Source organism: Allorhizobium sp. GW101-3B10, from assembly GCF_059424725.1.
This window is the reverse complement of record NZ_JBWKZR010000001.1, coordinates 4,824,895-4,841,020: the sequence shown is the minus strand read 5'-3', so window position 1 is coordinate 4,841,020 and position 16,126 is coordinate 4,824,895. Positions and strand designations below refer to the sequence as shown.

Below are 16,126 nucleotides of genomic sequence, written 5' to 3'. Positions count from 1 at the left end.
GTCGGTATTGGCTCATGCCGCCCGGCCACGCGTCTGCCAGTCGATCAAGGCCCTCAGCCGCACCAGCTGCACCGGCTTGTTGAGCACGGAGAACGACATTTCCTGGCCGAGTTGGAAGAGTTCGCGCTGGCGATTGGCCGAGATGATGACCGCCGGTATCTCTTCGCCCGCCAGAGCCCTCAGCGTCCGGATCGTGTCTATCCCCGTATCCTCGTCGTCCAGTTGGTAATCCGCCAGCAGGATGTCCGGCGGGGTTCCGATCTCCTGCATCAGCGCCACGGCCTCCGCCGTCGATCCGGCCGCCAGCACGCTGGCCCCCCAGTTTTCCAGCTTGCGCGTCATCGCATGGAGCTCGTCGGCATCGTTCTCGACGATCATGACGATGAGATCGAGGCTGCCTTCGGGCATCGCCTCCACCATGGCGCTCTCTCCGCTACCGACGTAGCCGGGCGCGGCAAGCGGCACCTCGATCGAGAACATCGAACCATGGCCCAGTCGCGATTCAAGCCTGACGGGATGTTCGAGATGCCGGCACGCACGCTCGACGATCGACAGGCCCAGGCCCATGCCGGTGCCCTTGCCGCCGCCACCGCGGGTGAACTCCTTGAAGACCCGCGCTTTGTCTTTCTCCGAAATGCCGATCCCGGTGTCCCAGACCTCGATGCGCAGGCGGTTGCCGGCCAGTCGGCAGCCCACCAGCACGCGGCCGCGCTCGGTGTACTGGATGGCATTGACCACCAGGTTCTGCACGCAGCGCATCAGGTAGCGCTGGTCGCTGGTCACCCATCGGCTCGACGGCACAATGGTCAGATCTATGCCTTTCTCCCCAGCCAGCGGCGCCAGGTCTTCCGCCAGTCCCTGCAGCATGCTTCCCAGGCTGAAGGAGGTGATGTTGAACTCGGCACCCGAACTGTCGAGACGCGAGATGTCGAGAAGGGCCTGCAGCAAGGTCTCGATCGAGTTGAAGGATCGGTTGAGACGGCTCACCACTTCCCTGGCTTCGGACTGCTCGACGGTCTCGGTGAGGGTCGAAAGATAAAGCTTCGCCGCATTGATCGGCTGCAACAGGTCATGGCTTGCTGCGGCGAGAAAGCGTGTCTTGGAAACATGCGCCGCCTCGGCCGCCTCCTTGGCCTGTCGGAGCGCGCCCTCGATCTTCGTCTGTTCATTCGCGTGGACCTGCAGCAGCCGGTTGGCTTCGGTAAGCTCGGCCGTGCGCTCCTGCACGCGCCGCTCGAGCAGGGCCGCGGCTTCCGTTTCCGCGGTGACGTCCATGATCGAGACGATAAAGCCCTCGTCTGGAAGCGAATGAAGCCGCATGTCGAGGCTCATGCCGTCGCGGCGGCGGAAGCGCCGCTGCACGGTCTCGCCGCGCCGGAGCGCCTTGAACCAGCCGGCGACTTCCGGTCCCTGCGACCGCCGGTCGATGATCTCGTGGCGCTCGATATGCTCGATGATCCGCTGGAATCGCGTTCCCTTCTTGAGCAAAGGTAGTGGTATGCCGAGCAGTTCCCCGAACCGTTCGTTGCGCACCAGGAGCTCCCCGCTGGACGAAAACGTGCAGACGCCGAGCGACATGTGATCGAAGGCGGCCTGCAACAGATGCGCCTGCTGGTCGATCAGCCGGTTTTTCTCGCGCCGGTTCTCCCGCACCAGGTCGGTGATCTCGGTCTGCAGGACGGCCATGTTGTCCGAACTGGTCTGGCGATAGGAGATCTGAAACCAGCGATCGTTGCGCAGCGCCATGACGAAGGAGGAGAAGCGCTGCCCGGACGGTCCCTGCGCCGTGGCCATTGCCCCGCTCCTGGCATCGGCGCCATCGCCCTCATCGCGCGACAGATAGCGACTCGAATTGACGGCCGTGAGATACTCGTCAAAGGCGAGCCCCGGCTTGATCAGTTCCTCGATATCCGGCAGCAGATGGCGGAACTGGCTGTTGCAGACCTGCAGCCTGTCCTCGGAAAACAGCGCGAAGCCGCCCTCCATCGCCACCATGGCATCGGCGAGGTTCCGCTGGATTCGCTCTTGCGCCTGATAGGCGATCTCCAGTTCGCTCGACGCGCGGCCGAGCGTGTCGAGCGCCTTTTCCAGGTCCTTGGTCTTCTCCCAGACCTCCGTCTGCAGCGCGATCGCCGACTGGAACAGGGAATAGGCGGTGCCGCCCACCTCATGGCCACGCTCGGCGCGGTTGATCAGCGCCTCGATGATCTTCGCCTGCTTGGCGATCTGGATTTCATACGGGTCGCTCGGATCGATCACAGCGGCGTGCTCCCCCTGGGACGAAAGAAGGCGACGCCGACGAAAGTCTGGTTCACATGCACACCGAGATGCTGTTCGCCATAGGTGCTGAAGCCGACGACGCGGCGTTCGCGGAAGCGGTTCGAGGCCTCCACGTCCAGCCCCTTCCTGTCGATCTCGAGCTTGCGCAGATAGCAGTCGAAGCCGAGGATGAAATCCGGTGCCTCTCCCTGCTTGTCGGTGACGGTAAGCCCGCTGTCGAGCGTGCGAATGATCTCCTTGCCCCGACCGAGCGTCAACAGCAGCCCGTCATCGATCGCCGACAGGAAGGTCAGGCCGTGCTCGCCGTGAATCTGCTGGATCGCCCGCACGTGATAGATGTTGCCATTGCGCACGAGAACCGGGTTCTCGGCGAAAATGGTCGGCGAAAGGGCATCGACCGGCACCCCGACGAGACGGGCATATTCCGTGGCCGCCGGCGAACCGTTGATCTCCAGGACCAGCCGCTCCTCGGGCACCGCCTTGGTGACGACCATGCGGCTTTCGGTCGGTTGGAAATGGTCGAAACCGAGGCCGCAGAAGGCGAGGTCGGTCTCCAGCAGCAGAAGCAGCGCGGCGTTGCTGTGGAACTCGCCATTGCGCAGCACCTGGGTCCGCTCGAACCGCAGGCCGTCGCCGGCCGATCCGCCGAAAACCGGGATGTCCTTCAATCCAGCTTCCAAAGCTGCCACCAGGATATCCTCCTGTTTGGAGAGCCCGTCGGCGAAGATCAGGGCCAGCCGCTTGCGACCGGGCGTGGCGCGGAATTGCTCCGCCAGCCGTTCCGTCTGCTGCATCACCTCGGCGATCGACACCGGAGAGATCGGGGTAAACAACGTCGAAGCCACGCGAAAATGGCCCCGCTCGAAAGCAAGGGCCACCAGTGCGTCGTCCTCATAGCCACGCGGGGTGATCTGTCCCGCCGTGGTGCAGCCGAAGACGACGGCATCCGGCAGGGTTGCCGGCAACGCGGCGGCGATGCCCTCCGGCGAAAGCCGGTTCGGCACGAAGAGCAGGATGAAGCTCGGCCGGGCATGGTCGAGCTGGCGGCGAATGTCCGCAAGTGCCGCGGCCGGCTCGTCGGCATGGGACACGGCGATCCGCACCGCCTTCGCGGGGCTGCGTTCCAGATCCTCCAGAGCCTTCACCGCGCCGCCGACCTCCTGTGAAAGACCCGCCACCACTCGCGGTTCCGTTACTGCAGGCTGTGGCGGATCGAGACTTCCCGCACGAGCATTGCCGCCTGGGTGCGATTGTGCACGCCGAGCCGGCGCAACAATGCCGTGATATGCGCCTTGACGGTGGCCTCCGCCAATTGCATCTCGTAGGCAATGAGCTTGTTCGGCATGCCTTCGCAGATCAGACTGAGGATGCGCGTCTGCTGTTGCGACAGATGGGCGATCTTGCGTGATATGGTTTCAACCGAACGGTCCGTGGCCTGCGCCCGCGTCGGCAGGGTATAGCCGGGCGGCACATAGGTCTTGCCGTTCCAGATGTCGCGCATCGCGTCCTGGAACGTCTGCCGGCCGGTATCCTTCGGGATGAAGCCCGCAGCGCCGGCGGCCATGACAGACTGGACGACCCCTTCTGTGGTGATCGCGGAGATGACGATGACCGGAATGTCCGGCGTTCTCTCCTTGATCTTCATGAAACCACTCAATCCGGACGCATCCGGCAGGTTGAGGTCGAGCATGATCAGATCGGGCGAGAAGCGCATCCGCAACTGCTGCAGCGCCTCGCCCAGTGAAGTTGCTGTTCGAATGCGTCGGGTATTGAATATGCTCTCCATCGTCGTCGCGAGAGCATCGCAATAAAGCGGGTGATCATCGATCACCAATGCCGACTTTATCGAAAGCAAGTGGTCGGACAATTCTGCCCGCGACATGGCTTTCCTCCCAAAAATATCTCCTGATCGTCATCAGCGGAGCAGCCTCCAACTGCCCCGTATGCCACGGAAAATATTCCCGCTCTCAAGCGTGGCTGAGCTCTCCCAAACGCAACCACGCGTAATTTGTTGCACAGATTCGAGGGTAGCGCAATTGCGGAGTTTCTCGACGAAAATGCGACATCAAATGGCGATCAATCAATCACCAAATTATTGAAAACATTACAATATATCAGCATTCTTCCGCACTTAATCCGTTAGGAATTCATTACATTAGGCGGGAGATTGTGGCGCAAGCATGCCCGGCCCCGCACCTTTTCTACGCAGTTTGCCAGGGCCGGACGGCTGCGCTAGCAATCGGCCGGCATGCAGATTAAATTAACGCGTTAACAATTGACATCAGACATTTTCGCGAAGGACCAGACGATGGGGATAAAGAACACCGCTCAGTCCATGGTGGATGCGTTGATCGCCCAAGGGGTCGACACCGTCTTCGGCATACCGGGAGCCCACACCTACGACTTCTCCGACGCGCTGTACAAAGCGCGCAACCAGATCCGGATGATCCATACCCGCCACGAACAGGCCGCCGGATACATGGCCTATGGCTACGCCAAATCGACCGGCCGGCCCGGTGTCTTCACGGTCGTGCCCGGCCCCGGCGTACTCAATGCCGGGGCCGCGCTCTGCACGGCCTACGGGGCGAACGCGCCGATGATGTGTATCACCGGCAATATCATGTCCCACCTGATCGGCCAGGGACGCGGCCAGCTCCACGAACTTCCGGATCAGTTGGCGCTGCTGCGCGGCCTGACCAAGTGGTCCGGTCGTATCGACCACGTCACCGAGGCGTCGGGGGTCATGGCCGAAGCCTATGAAAAGATGATGAGCGGCAGGCGGCGTCCCGTGGCGGTGGAGGTGCCTTGGGACGTGTTTGGCCAGACCGGTCCCGCGATATCCGTGCCGGCCGAGCCGGCACCGGCCCCCATGCCTGACCCCGCCCGCATTGCCGAGGCCGCGGCGCTGATCCGTCAGGCGAGGCGACCGATGATCATGGTGGGTGGCGGCGCCGTCGATGCAGGGGCGGAAGTCCTGGCGTTGGCCAGGGCGATCGGGGCCCCGGTCGTGTCGCACCGCTCCGGCAAAGGCGTCGTCTCCGATGACGAACCCTGCGCCTTCGACCTCGTGGCCGGTTATGACTGGTGGAGGGAATGCGACCTCCTGATCGGCATCGGCTCGCGGCTGGAACTGCAGTTCATGCGCTGGCGCTGGCAGCCGGCCGGGCTGAAGACGATCCGCATCGACATCGATCCGACCGAAATGGTGCGGCTCAAGCCCGGCGTCGGCATCGTCGCCGACGCGGCGGAGGCAACGCGCGCCCTGATCGCCGCCCTCGCTGGCCTTGCATCGTCGGATCGCAGCGGGGAGTTCTCCGCCTGCCGTGCCGAAGCCCGCGCACGGATGCAAGCCGTGCAGCCCCAGATGACCTATCTCGAAGCGATCCGCAGGGCGTTGCCACGGGACGGCTTCTTCGTCGAGGAAGTCAGCCAGATGGGCTTTACCGCCCGCTTCGGCTTTCCGGTCTATGCTCCGCGCCAGTACGTCACCTGCGGATACCAGGACAATCTCGGCTTCGGTTTCAACACGGCGCTCGGGGTCAAAGTCGCCAATCCGGAAAAGGCCGTCGTCTCGGTGTCGGGCGATGGCGGCTTCATGTTCGGCGTCCAGGAACTGGCCACCGCCGTGCAGCACAACATCGCTGTGGTCGCGGTCGTGTTCAACAACAACGCCTTCGGCAATGTCCGCCGCGACCAGGCGACCGTCTATGAAGGGCGGCTGATCGGCTCGGACCTCGCCAATCCCGACTTCGTCGCGCTGGGAAAAAGCTTCGGCGTGGCGTCGGAGCGCGCGGACAGCCCGGCGGCGCTCGAAGAGGCGGTGAAACGGGCGCTTGCCTCGGGTCGCCCGGCGCTGATCGAAGTTCCGGTGGAAACCGGCTCAGAAACCAGTCCCTGGACCTTCCTGCACCCCACCCCGCATACCTGAGAGGCGCCACTCCCGAGGAGAAGGGCGGGGCGGCTAGCCGCCGTTCACCAGTTGCAGGATGAGCGTATGCACGTTACCGCCCGGACTGAGTTCGACTTGGTCGAAGTCGCGGCTGCGCTGCCGCTGTTCCTGCGACAAGGCACCGAGGCGCTTGGTCATCTCGTCTCTGATCTTGCGACAGTTGGGATCGCCGGGCACGGTGAGCCCGACGGTCGCCGCCTCGATCTGTTTCACCATCTCGACGATATAGTCGCCGTGCACCCGCTCGTGATCGCGCACGCCGCTGATGAAGCTCTCCCAGTTTGCCTCGACCGATGCCGGCAGGACATTGGCCGGTTTCGGCAGCACATAGGTGATGATGAGCTTGGGCTTCGCCGTCGCCAGAACGCAGTCGTCGCCGCGCGTTTCGTATTTGCGGGTCCAGGTCAGGGAAAAACTGGTCTGGGCGATCGCCCGCGTGCCGATGCTGAGCTTCGGTCCCCGCGCACCGATCGAGGCGTAGAGTTCCGCGCCGCTTACGCCGGGTACCGAATAGGTCTGCACCTTTTCCACGGGCTGCCATTCAGCCGCCGTAGCTGGCGACGTCGCCGCGAGGCCGGCCAAGATGAGACTGAGTGCAATGCCTGCTTTCACGCGATGATCCTGTGCCTGGTTTCCGCGAAACTAGAATCGAAGCCGCGCTCACGCAATCGGCCAGCTTTCCGTAACGCGATATACAGGGACCGGAACGGAAAAGCCCGCGCCAATCGATACCGGCGCGGGCTTCTCAACGCTCGATGCGTGATGTTTACTGGATGGATGCGAGCGCAGCCACGAAACGTTCCTGGGCTTTCTTCGGCACCTTGACGTCCTTGTAGGCTTCGAGATTGGCAGGAGCGTCGCCGACGACGACGAGGCCGACCATGCCCATGCCGACATGCGGTGCGCACTTGACCCCATAGGCACCGGGCACGTCGAAGGTCACGGTGATCTTCTCGTTCATCTTGCCCTTGAACTCGGCGGCGCCGGCCGGAAGCATGCCCTTGATGATCTCGGCATTGTGGCCCTTGTCGGTCGGGACGAAGGTGACGGTATCGCCGGCGGCAATCTTCACGCCGGCCGGCTCGAAGACCATGGCGCCGTCCTTACCCTTGTTCAGCATGTGGACTTCGTGGTCGGCGGCAGCAGCGGAACCGGCGAAGGCGGCAAGCACGACAGCGGCGGCAGCAAGGCGCTTCAACATCATGGACATTCTCTTATCTCCTTGAAATCAGGACCCTTCGGATCCGTTGGGACAGGAGATACGCCTTTCGCATGGGCCCTTCTTTGTGCTTGCGCAACTAACAAAGCGCAATTTCCGACCCTTTCGATTGCGCCGCCTCAAGAGTGATCCCTGAGCCCCTCGGCAAGCTCCGAAAGGCCGGCAATGTTCCTGACCAGCAATTTCTGCCGGCCGCCCTCGACCAGTCCCAGGCCCTCCCAGGCGCTGAGGATGCGCGACACCGTGTGCAGCGTGGTCCCGGTCATTTCGGCGATGTCCTGGCGGGAAATGGGGAAGTCGATGCGGATACCGCCTTCCTCCTTGCGTCCTGCCTTGCGCGCAAGGCGCACGACGGCGTGGGCGACGCGGCGCTCGACCTCCTGCGTGGACATTTCGCGGATGCGGGTGTGCGCCTCTTCGAGCCTCTGCCCGATCGTCTGCATGGCGGTGACGGCGAGCCGCGGATTATGCTCGACGAAGCTGGGCCACAGATCCGTCGGCCAGCCGAGCGCCAGGCTTTCGGTGGCGGCAATCGCGGTTCCCGGATAGTCACTGCGCTGCAGTGCCTTGGCAAAGCCGAAAAGATCGCCCGGATGCACCACCCGCACGATGATCTGCTGCCCGTCTTCGGTGACCTGGGTCACCTTCAGGCGGCCATGCAGGAGCAGATAGAAACTGACCGCGGGCTGGCCCTGTTCGAATATGTACTCACCCTGCGGAACTCGTCGCGAGGTCGCGTGCGCCAGAAGCTTGTCGAGCTCCTCGTCGCTCATCCGGTCGAATAGCGGAAGAGCCTTGACGACGGTCCGATCGATCTTCACCGTCGCTGATCCTTTCTGCGATCACCCGCGCCCAAACTGTGCCGGGGGCCGAACGAAACCGCCCTTGAGCTACAGTCAATCTGGGTTCTAGACTAGGATGCCGCCTGACGAAAGGCAAAAACGAGCCTTGCATACCAGCTATCGTCACGGACCAGGCGAAAACCGACATTGTCGGGCGGTGTACCGACCGAACAACCGCCGCTCTTCGGGTCGCGGATGAAAGCGCTGAGCGGGGAACGATGCTTGCCCGACGCAATATAGATCCCGCAGCTTTCGCTGGCATGGGCGGCCTTTGCGCCATCGCCCAGTGTGACTTTGCGATTGCAGGTCGACGTCCACTCCCAGACATTGCCGGCGAAATCGGCCAGGCCGTATTCGCCTTCGCCGAAGTGGCCGAGCGGCTGCGGCGCCGGATCGCGCGAGGCTTTGCGCGACGCCTCGCGCTGGTAGTCGGCCAGCCATCGCAGGGCCGGGTTCTTGCTGTCGGGATCGACACCGAGAGCATCGTCCGGAAATTTCGAGCCGGCGGCGAAGGCGAGATCCTCATCGCTCGGAAGGGTCCAGACCGCGTCGGTGCGAGCGCTCAGCCAGCGGGCATAAGCCGTCGCATCGTCATGACTGATCGAAGTGGCGGGCAGGTCGAACGAAGAGGGTGTCGTGGCCTCGCGGGCCGGGCACGCGCCCTGGGCGACGCAGGCATCATATTCGGCCGTCGTCACCTGGTACTTGGTGATATCGAGCGCCCGCGTGCGGCGCACCTCGACCTTCGGCGCATCGACCGCGAAGTCGTTCTTGTAGAACTCGCCGGCCGGCCGGTAGGTGAAATCATGCGGCTCGATCCGGATGGTCGCCGGCACGGGAAAATCGGCTGGCGCCGCCCTGAACAGGCCGGTCTGAACGCCAAGGCCGCCGACGACAGCCATCATGAGAAGCGCCGGCAAGGCGACCGAGGCACCGGAAACGAAATGGGCGTGACGGATGGCGGACATGGCGACCTCCCGGAGGCAGTCGATTGGCGGGCAAATGAAGAGGGTGCCCATGCCCGCACATTTCGGGCATGGGAATTTGCGGAGGTGATCAGCTGGCCGAGGGTGCCAGGACCGAGGTCATCAGGTCGTCATTCCACTCGCCCGTGACGGTGAAGTGTCCGGCGGCGCCGAGTTCGAAGGCCTCGATCAGGTTGTGGTTGACATAGGCGTAGATGCCCGGCTGCTGGAAGGTGTAGTAGGCGGCCCCTGCCGCACCACCGGGGATGAACCAGGTTTCCTGGTCGGTTTCCGGAGGATTGTGGAACTTGCCGGTCGCCCAGACATAGTCGCCGTGGCCGCCGATCAGGTGGGGGCGGGTGTCACGGTTCGCCTGCGAATGGATGACCAGAACCCGATCGCCGACTTCGGCCTTCAAGGCATTCTCGCCGGTCAACGCGCCGACGGCGCCGTTGAAAACGATGTGGCTCGGAGTGAGGGTGCGCATGACCTGCAGCACATCCTGATAGGCATCGCCGGCCGACTCGTACTTCTTGAAGTTGCCCTTCTCGTCCTTCGGAACGTAGAAGTCCTGCTCGCCGACATAGTAGACCTTGTCATAGACCAGTTCATTGCCCTTGCCGTCCTTCAGGCCGTCGCGCGGCAGCACCATGATAGCACCGTTCATGCCCGAGGTGACGTGCCACGGAACCATGCCGGGAGGTGCGCAGTGGTAGACGAAAACGCCAGCCTTGGTGGCCTTGAAGCGCAGTATCGTCTTCTCTCCCGGATTGACCACCGTCAGCGCGCCGCCGCCAAGGGCACCGGTGGCCGAATGGAAGTCGATATTGTGCTGAAGCGTATTGGTATCGGGATTGATCAGCGTCAGTTCGACATAATCGTCCTGGTGGACGACCATCAGCGGACCGGGGACCGAACCGTTGAAGGTCATGGCATGAACCTCGGTTCCCTGGTCGTCGACGATGATCTTCTTTTCCTCGATCGTCATGGTGAACTCAACGACCTTCGGTCCGCCCTCGGCCTTCTGGCTATGGGCATGGACGAAGGGCGGCTTCACGAGTTCGATCTTCTGGCGAGGCAGTGCAGCGATCTGGGCTTCGGTTGCCTTGGGCGTTGGTCTTGATCTCGCCGCCTTCGGCGCGGGCTTCGGACGTGCTGATGATCGGCGCCAGTGCGCCGGCGAAGGCCGCACCGGCCAGGATCGTGCGGCGAGTTACCTGAAACTTCTCGGTCATCGGATTATCTCCTTTAGAGTAGAGCGGAGCGAATGTCGTCCGGTCGAGAATAGTTTTACGCCCGGACCGGAAACGGCAATTTGTGCCAGCACAAACTTCCCTGGGCACAGGGCCACCTGCGTCATTTTGGCAGAGGGAGGCGATTTTGAAGATGCTGAATCCATTGGGAAACCAAGGTTTTGCTTGCGTCTGATCAAAGAGCGGACGCCGGCGTGCCCGTACTGGTGATTGCGATTTGTCAAAACCACGGAGTTTCGCGATGAGCAGCCAGCACACAGCCCGCAGCGGCGGCATCCCACGAGGCCTGTCGAAGACAGGACCGGTCCTGTTCTCCTATGGCTTCAGGCCGTTCTTTCTAGGCGCCGGCCTGACGGCGATCTTTGCCATGGTCTTGTGGATCCTGGCGCTGACGACCGGGCTGGAGATCGGCGGATCCTATGGCGGTCACAACTGGCACGCCCATGAAATGCTATTCGGCTTCGCGCCGGCGGTCGTGGCCGGCTTCCTCCTGACCGCGGTGCCCAACTGGACGGGCCGGTTGCCGGTATCCGGCCGCCCGCTGATGATGCTGTTCGGTCTGTGGGTCGCCGGACGCCTCGTGCTTCTGCAGCCGGACCTGATCGGCGTCGAGATCGCCGCCGCCGTCGACAGCCTGTTCCTGCCTGCCCTGCTCTTCATCTGCGCGCGCGAGATCGTCGCCGGCCGAAAGTGGAAAGACCTGAAAGTCCTGGTGGTGCTCACCTTCCTGTCGGCAGCCAATATCGGCTTCCACGTCACCACGCTGAGCGGAGAGCAGGGCGGTTTGACGCAGAGGCTGGCCGTGTCAGCCTATGTCGTCCTGATCATGATCATCGGCGGCCGGATTATTCCGAGCTTCTCCCGCAACTGGCTGAACCAGCATGGCGCGACACGCTTCCCCATTCCGTTCAATAACTTCGATACCGCGGCGATCGTCGGCGGCGGCGTCGCGCTCTGCGGCTGGACACTCCTTCCCGACAGTCGTCTGACCGGACTGTTCGCCCTCGTCGCCTTCGGCCTGCATGTCGCCCGCCTCGCACGCTGGCGCGGCCATGCCGTCTTCGCCGAAAAGCTGCTTTTCATCCTGCATCTCGCCTATGGTTTCGTGCCGCTCGGTTTTCTCGCTATTGCCCTCGGCTCAGAAGGTTACATTGCCACCAATTCGGTGCTGCACGTCATGACCGTCGGTGCCATCGCCGGGATGATGCTGGCCGTCATGACCCGCGCCACCCGAGGCCACACAGGCCGCGTGCTGGCCGCCTCCCGCATCACCACACTGTCCTACGCGGCTATCCTGCTGGCCGCCTTGCTACGCCCCGCCGCCGACCTGCTGCCGAACTACATGATGGAACTCTATTCGGCGGCCGGCTTCTTCTGGATTGCCGCCTTTGCACTGTTCGTCTTCGAATATGGACCGATGCTGGCCCGCGTCCGACGTGTGGCGATCGGCTGACCGACAGCCAAAGAGCCCGACGCCTGCTGGCGCCGGGCTCCTTGCAGAAGACCGCAAACCAAAGCGAAATCAGTGCCGGGCGACGACTGGAAAAACCCCGGATCGGATCAGATCCGGCGTCCAGCGCGGTTCGTAGGTGAGTTCCACGACGGTCGCCGTCACCCCTTTGACGGCCTCGACGGTCGCCTGAACGGCCTGCTGCAGGAAGCCCGCGGCGGGGCAGCCACGCGAGGTGGTCGTCATGACGATTCGTGCCGCGCCATCCGCATCGACGCTCACGTCGTAGATCAGGCCGAGATCAACGATATTGCCGCCGATTTCCGGATCGGTGATGACCGTGAGCGCCGCGACGATGTCAGCGGCAAGCCCCGATGCGCTGTCGATGTCCATGGTGTCACTCCTGCGCCTCGCCGATGCGGATCAGCATGCGATAGGCCGTTCCGCTCTCGTCGTAATTGCCCACCCACTGGTGGCCACGCTTTTCCAGTTCCGGCAGCAGGAACACCGGTTCGCGCGACAGGAGCGCGAACAGAACCTCGCCCGGGTCCATGAGCTCGGTCTTGGAGAGGATGCGCGCCATCGGCTCTGGCGGATCGAGTTCGGTCAGGTCGAGGTGGAACACCGGTTCGGCCCACAGCGCCGCCGACACGGCACCTTCGGAGGCCGCGACATCGGCCGGCCCGCCCGCTTCGGGCGTGAACAACACCTCCCAGTCGCCGCCGCCAATTTCGGACGCTTCGTGCGAAAAGCCGCGCTTGGCCATGACGTTGAACAGCGGCGCCGGCTTGAAGGTGGCGATCAGGCGAAATCCCTCGCCGGGCTTGAGCGACTGGACGGTTTCCATGATCGCCTGGAAGGGTTCGCCCCCATTGCGCAGGATCGGTCGGACGTCGAGTTCTTTGTAGGGGGTTGTCATCATGACCTCGTGGGCTGAAGGGACGGCAGGAAGAAATTGGGGCGGATCGCTCCGCCAGGCAAGCGTTTGTCGGGCGCGATTTCCATCAGGCGGCGCGTGCGCAGGAATTCGGCGACGAGCGCGACGCTCGCCCCGAACTGTAGCCCGGCCGCCGTCCGAAAGACCAGATCAAGGTCCAGCGCCAGCGCAAGGGTCGCGATCAGCACGCCGGCGTGAAACAGCATAAACCACGCCCGGGCGCGGGGCTCGCGGACGAGATCCTGCACGCGCGGCGTCGGCACGCGGCCAAGCACCGGACCGTAGCACTCGAGCCAGGTGAGGAAAGGAACGATCTTGTAGAGCTTGGCAAGGCCGAGACCGGTCAGCCACCCGAAGCCAAGCAGGTAGACGATGGGGGCGATGTCGACGGCCAGACGCCCAGTCGCCGCAGCCACGGCGAGCCAGGCCGCCCCGACGAAGAGCGCGGCAAAGGAAGCGATGCTGGCAAGACTGTTGAGTTCCAGCTTCGGCCGTCGCCGCGCACGATAGATGGCAAGCAGATCGACCCCGTAGAGACCCAGGCCGACCAGCGAGAACAGCAAGGCCAGCGTCAGGGCGATTGCACTTCCCGCCAGATCGCTCGCCGACAGCAGCACGGCAGCCAGCAGGAGGGCGATGGCCGCCGCGCCTGTCAGCCACACCTTGCGGGCTCCACCGGATGCGCGGTCGGGAGCAAGCAGGAACATCGGCAGCAGCTTGTAGCTGACACCGACCGCCGATACCGTCAGCCAGCCGCCAAGGCCGAGCGCTGCATGCAGCGGCAGTCCCGCCGGCAGGAAAGCCGCCCATGACGGCGGCAGAATGCCTGAAAGGATGAGCGCGAAGCCTGCCCCCAGTCCGAGCGTCGCGACGAGCGCAATCAACCCGAGGGCGACGAAACGGGCAGGCAGGGGCAACGGCCATGCGCCGGCAAGCGTAACACCCACAATCCCGGCGATGGTGAGGTAGCCGAGCGAAAGGAATAGAGCGCCGAGCGAAAGCAGTGGCGCGGCGAAAACCGCACCCCCGCCCATTGCCACGAAGCCGAGCACGAGGCCGGTTTCCCCGACGACGATTGCGAGGAGAGCCGGCAGGGCCGCGCTACCGCCTCTTAGCGGTTTCGCCACCAGCACCGGCACGAACTGCAGGAGTGCGCCGGACATCAGCAGGCCGAACCAGCCCGCAGTGATCAGGTGAACGACAGCCAGCGTCGGCGGCGCCTCGATTGCCGCGCCGGGATAGCCATAGCCCATCGCCAACAGGGCCTCGGCCACAAGCAGGAAGAGGCAGGCCGCGGCGAAATAGCCCATCGTCCAGCGGGAAAGGCTCGCACCTGGCATGTCGGTCACCTCACTGCGGAACCGTTTCCGGCAACCCGCTCAATGCGCTCCGCCGCAGCAGCAGTCGCAACCGGCGCTTTCCAGTCGCGCGATCTCGACCCGCCACAGATCGGGGCCCTGTTGCAGATATTCCCAACCGAACAGGCCGGGAAAATGCGTCTCCAGATGATAGTGCAAAGGCCGGGGATCATGATCGCTGATGATATGCATCGAGCCACCCGGCAGAAGCGCGTTCAGCATCCCGAAGATGCGGGGATGGCGTTCCGGCGGCGGCACGAGGCGTACATCGATCGAAGGCTTGGTCTCTGCAATATCAGTCATTTATCCGTCCTGTTCGTCGAACGGCCCGCCAATCACCGTCGCGGCCCGGGCCCAGCCAGCGCTTTGGATTTAGACCCAAGTCGGGGGAGCGACCTTGTCGCTGCGCAAACAAATCCGCAAAGGCGAAACCGCTTTCGCCGCGATCCTTGGGATTTGGCAAAGAGCAAGAACGCGAACCGATCTACTTCAGGGACACGTTTGAACCGGAGTAGCCCCATGTCCCGCGAACTGATCGAAAAATACGGAGAGGCCCGTCTGCCCCGTTACACCAGCTATCCGACCGCGCCGCGTTTTGCCCCCGGCATCGGTGCTGGCACCTATGGCGACTGGCTGGCCGCCATTCCGGCAAGCGAGGCGATTTCGCTCTACCTGCACATCCCCTTCTGCCGCTCCATGTGCTGGTACTGCGGCTGCCACACGTCGATCACCCAGAAGGACCAGCCGATCCTCGACTATCTCGAGGTGCTGAAGCGCGAGATCCGGCTCGTGGCGAAGGCGGCCGGCAAGCCGCTCAAGGTCGGCCAGATCCATTTCGGCGGCGGCACCCCGACCATCATGACGCCGGAGGAATTTCTCGATCTCTCCGCCTTCCTGCAACGGGAATTCAACGTCGCGCCCAACGCCGGCACAGCCGTCGAGATCGACCCGCGCACCCTCACCCGTTCGATGATCGGCGCGCTCGGCCAGTCGGGCGTGACCCGCGCCAGCCTCGGCGTGCAGAGCTTCGATCCTGTCGTGCAGAAGGCGATCAACCGCATCCAGACCGCCGAGCAGACGTCCGATGCGACGCTGGGCCTGCGCGAGGCCGGCATCGACAGCGTCAATTTCGACCTGATCTACGGCCTGCCGCACCAGACCGTCGCCTCCTGCATCGAGACGGCCAGGACCGCGATCGCCATGCGGCCGGACCGTTTCGCCGTGTTCGGCTATGCCCATATCCCCTCGTTCAAGAAGCACCAGCGCCTGATCGACGAAAGGGCGCTGCCGGATGCCGCCGAGCGCCACGCCCAGGCGGAAGCGATCGCCGAAACCCTGTCCGCCGCCGGCTATCGCCGGATCGGCCTCGACCATTTCGCCCTGCCGGAGGACGATCTTTCGCAGGCCGCGGAAACCGGCCGGCTGCATCGCAACTTCCAAGGCTACACGACGGATGCCTGCAAGACGCTGATCGGCCTCGGTGCCTCGGCGATCGGCCGGACCGTGGACGGCTATATCCAGAACGACGTGGCGATCGGGCAATATGCGCAACGCATCGCGTCGGGCAAGCTCGCCACGGTCAAGGGCTATCGGCTGACGGCGGAGGACCGGCTACGGGCAGCGGTGATCGAACGGCTGATGTGCGATTTCCGCGTCGATCTCGCATCGCTCTGCGAAGCGCACGGTTTCGAGCCGGACCAACTTCTGTCCGGCAATGCCATGTTCCAGCGCCTGCTGGAGGACGGGGTTACCGAGATGACGGACGGCGTGGTCACGGTGCGGCGCGACTGCCGCTTCGTCATCCGCGCCGTGGCGGCCAGCTTCGATGCCTATCTCGACCAGTCGGCCCGCACCCATTCCAAGGCCGCGTGAG

General features: G+C 63.8%; 14 protein-coding genes and 1 pseudogene. 3 read left to right on the top strand and 12 right to left on the bottom strand.

Annotated features, from left to right (window positions below):
• Nucleotides 1-12: 12 nt before the first annotated feature.
• The 3 genes from AC07Y0_RS23620 to AC07Y0_RS23610 are packed head-to-tail and all read right to left on the bottom strand — an operon-like array spanning nucleotide 13 to nucleotide 4,162.
• Nucleotides 13-2,259 (bottom strand): hybrid sensor histidine kinase/response regulator, encoded by a 2,247-nt coding sequence (locus tag AC07Y0_RS23620; protein ID WP_498680035.1) that lies wholly within the window; start codon nucleotides 2,257-2,259, stop codon nucleotides 13-15.
• Nucleotides 2,256-3,425 carry an FIST N-terminal domain-containing protein gene (locus tag AC07Y0_RS23615; protein WP_498680325.1) on the bottom strand — a complete coding sequence of 390 codons (1,170 nt, stop codon included), beginning with the start codon at nucleotides 3,423-3,425 and terminating at the stop codon, nucleotides 2,256-2,258. Before AC07Y0_RS23615 ends, AC07Y0_RS23620 begins: the two co-directional genes overlap by 4 nt.
• A 47-nt stretch (nucleotides 3,426-3,472) precedes the next feature.
• Nucleotides 3,473-4,162 carry a response regulator gene (locus AC07Y0_RS23610; protein ID WP_498680034.1) on the bottom strand — a complete coding sequence of 230 codons (690 nt, stop codon included), beginning with the start codon at nucleotides 4,160-4,162 and terminating at the stop codon, nucleotides 3,473-3,475.
• A 426-nt stretch (nucleotides 4,163-4,588) separates the two neighbouring features.
• Between AC07Y0_RS23610 and AC07Y0_RS23605 the strand changes: the two genes are divergently transcribed.
• Nucleotides 4,589-6,208 carry a thiamine pyrophosphate-dependent enzyme gene (locus AC07Y0_RS23605; RefSeq protein WP_498680033.1) on the top strand — a complete coding sequence of 540 codons (1,620 nt, stop codon included), beginning with the start codon at nucleotides 4,589-4,591 and terminating at the stop codon, nucleotides 6,206-6,208.
• A 33-nt stretch (nucleotides 6,209-6,241) separates the two neighbouring features.
• Here the strand turns inward: AC07Y0_RS23605 and AC07Y0_RS23600 are convergent, their stop codons facing one another.
• The 5 genes and pseudogenes from AC07Y0_RS23600 to nirK all read right to left on the bottom strand — a co-directional run bounded on the left by AC07Y0_RS23600 (nucleotide 6,242) and on the right by nirK (nucleotide 10,490).
• A complete protein-coding gene (locus AC07Y0_RS23600; RefSeq protein WP_498680032.1) occupies nucleotides 6,242-6,841 on the bottom strand; it encodes a DUF922 domain-containing Zn-dependent protease in 600 nt (199 codons plus the stop codon).
• A gap of 154 nt (nucleotides 6,842-6,995) precedes the next feature.
• Entirely contained in the window at nucleotides 6,996-7,439 is a 444-nt protein-coding gene (locus tag AC07Y0_RS23595; protein ID WP_498680031.1) for a pseudoazurin, read from the bottom strand.
• Between the two features lie 128 nt (nucleotides 7,440-7,567).
• Nucleotides 7,568-8,269, bottom strand: a complete 702-nt coding sequence (locus tag AC07Y0_RS23590) for a Crp/Fnr family transcriptional regulator (protein WP_498680030.1) — start codon at nucleotides 8,267-8,269, stop codon at nucleotides 7,568-7,570.
• A gap of 92 nt (nucleotides 8,270-8,361) precedes the next feature.
• A complete protein-coding gene (locus AC07Y0_RS23585) occupies nucleotides 8,362-9,258 on the bottom strand; it encodes an SUMF1/EgtB/PvdO family nonheme iron enzyme (RefSeq protein ID WP_498680029.1) in 897 nt (298 codons plus the stop codon).
• 88 nt (nucleotides 9,259-9,346) lie between these two features.
• Nucleotides 9,347-10,490 (bottom strand): annotated as a pseudogene (nirK, locus tag AC07Y0_RS23580) (copper-containing nitrite reductase).
• Between the two features lie 259 nt (nucleotides 10,491-10,749).
• On the opposite strand from nirK, the gene AC07Y0_RS23575 reads away from it, so the two are divergent.
• Entirely contained in the window at nucleotides 10,750-11,961 is a 1,212-nt protein-coding gene (locus AC07Y0_RS23575) for an NnrS family protein (RefSeq protein WP_498680028.1), read from the top strand.
• 69 nt (nucleotides 11,962-12,030) lie between these two features.
• Here AC07Y0_RS23575 and AC07Y0_RS23570 read toward each other — a convergent pair whose 3' ends face one another.
• The 4 genes from AC07Y0_RS23570 to AC07Y0_RS23555 are packed head-to-tail and all read right to left on the bottom strand — an operon-like array spanning nucleotide 12,031 to nucleotide 14,556.
• Nucleotides 12,031-12,351, bottom strand: a complete 321-nt coding sequence (locus AC07Y0_RS23570; protein ID WP_498680027.1) for a metal-sulfur cluster assembly factor — start codon at nucleotides 12,349-12,351, stop codon at nucleotides 12,031-12,033.
• Between the two features lie 4 nt (nucleotides 12,352-12,355).
• Nucleotides 12,356-12,877: a DUF2249 domain-containing protein gene (locus AC07Y0_RS23565; RefSeq protein ID WP_498680026.1), complete on the bottom strand. Its 522-nt coding sequence runs from the start codon at nucleotides 12,875-12,877 to the stop codon at nucleotides 12,356-12,358.
• A complete protein-coding gene (locus AC07Y0_RS23560) occupies nucleotides 12,877-14,235 on the bottom strand; it encodes a hypothetical protein (protein WP_498680025.1) in 1,359 nt (452 codons plus the stop codon). The genes AC07Y0_RS23565 and AC07Y0_RS23560 overlap by 1 nt, the downstream gene beginning before the upstream one ends.
• A gap of 39 nt (nucleotides 14,236-14,274) precedes the next feature.
• A complete protein-coding gene (locus tag AC07Y0_RS23555; RefSeq protein ID WP_498680024.1) occupies nucleotides 14,275-14,556 on the bottom strand; it encodes a DUF2249 domain-containing protein in 282 nt (93 codons plus the stop codon).
• Nucleotides 14,557-14,772: 216 nt separating this feature from the next.
• Between AC07Y0_RS23555 and hemN the strand changes: the two genes are divergently transcribed.
• Entirely contained in the window at nucleotides 14,773-16,125 is a 1,353-nt protein-coding gene (hemN, locus tag AC07Y0_RS23550; RefSeq protein WP_498680023.1) for an oxygen-independent coproporphyrinogen III oxidase, read from the top strand.
• The last annotated feature ends 1 nt before the right edge of the window (nucleotide 16,126 follow it).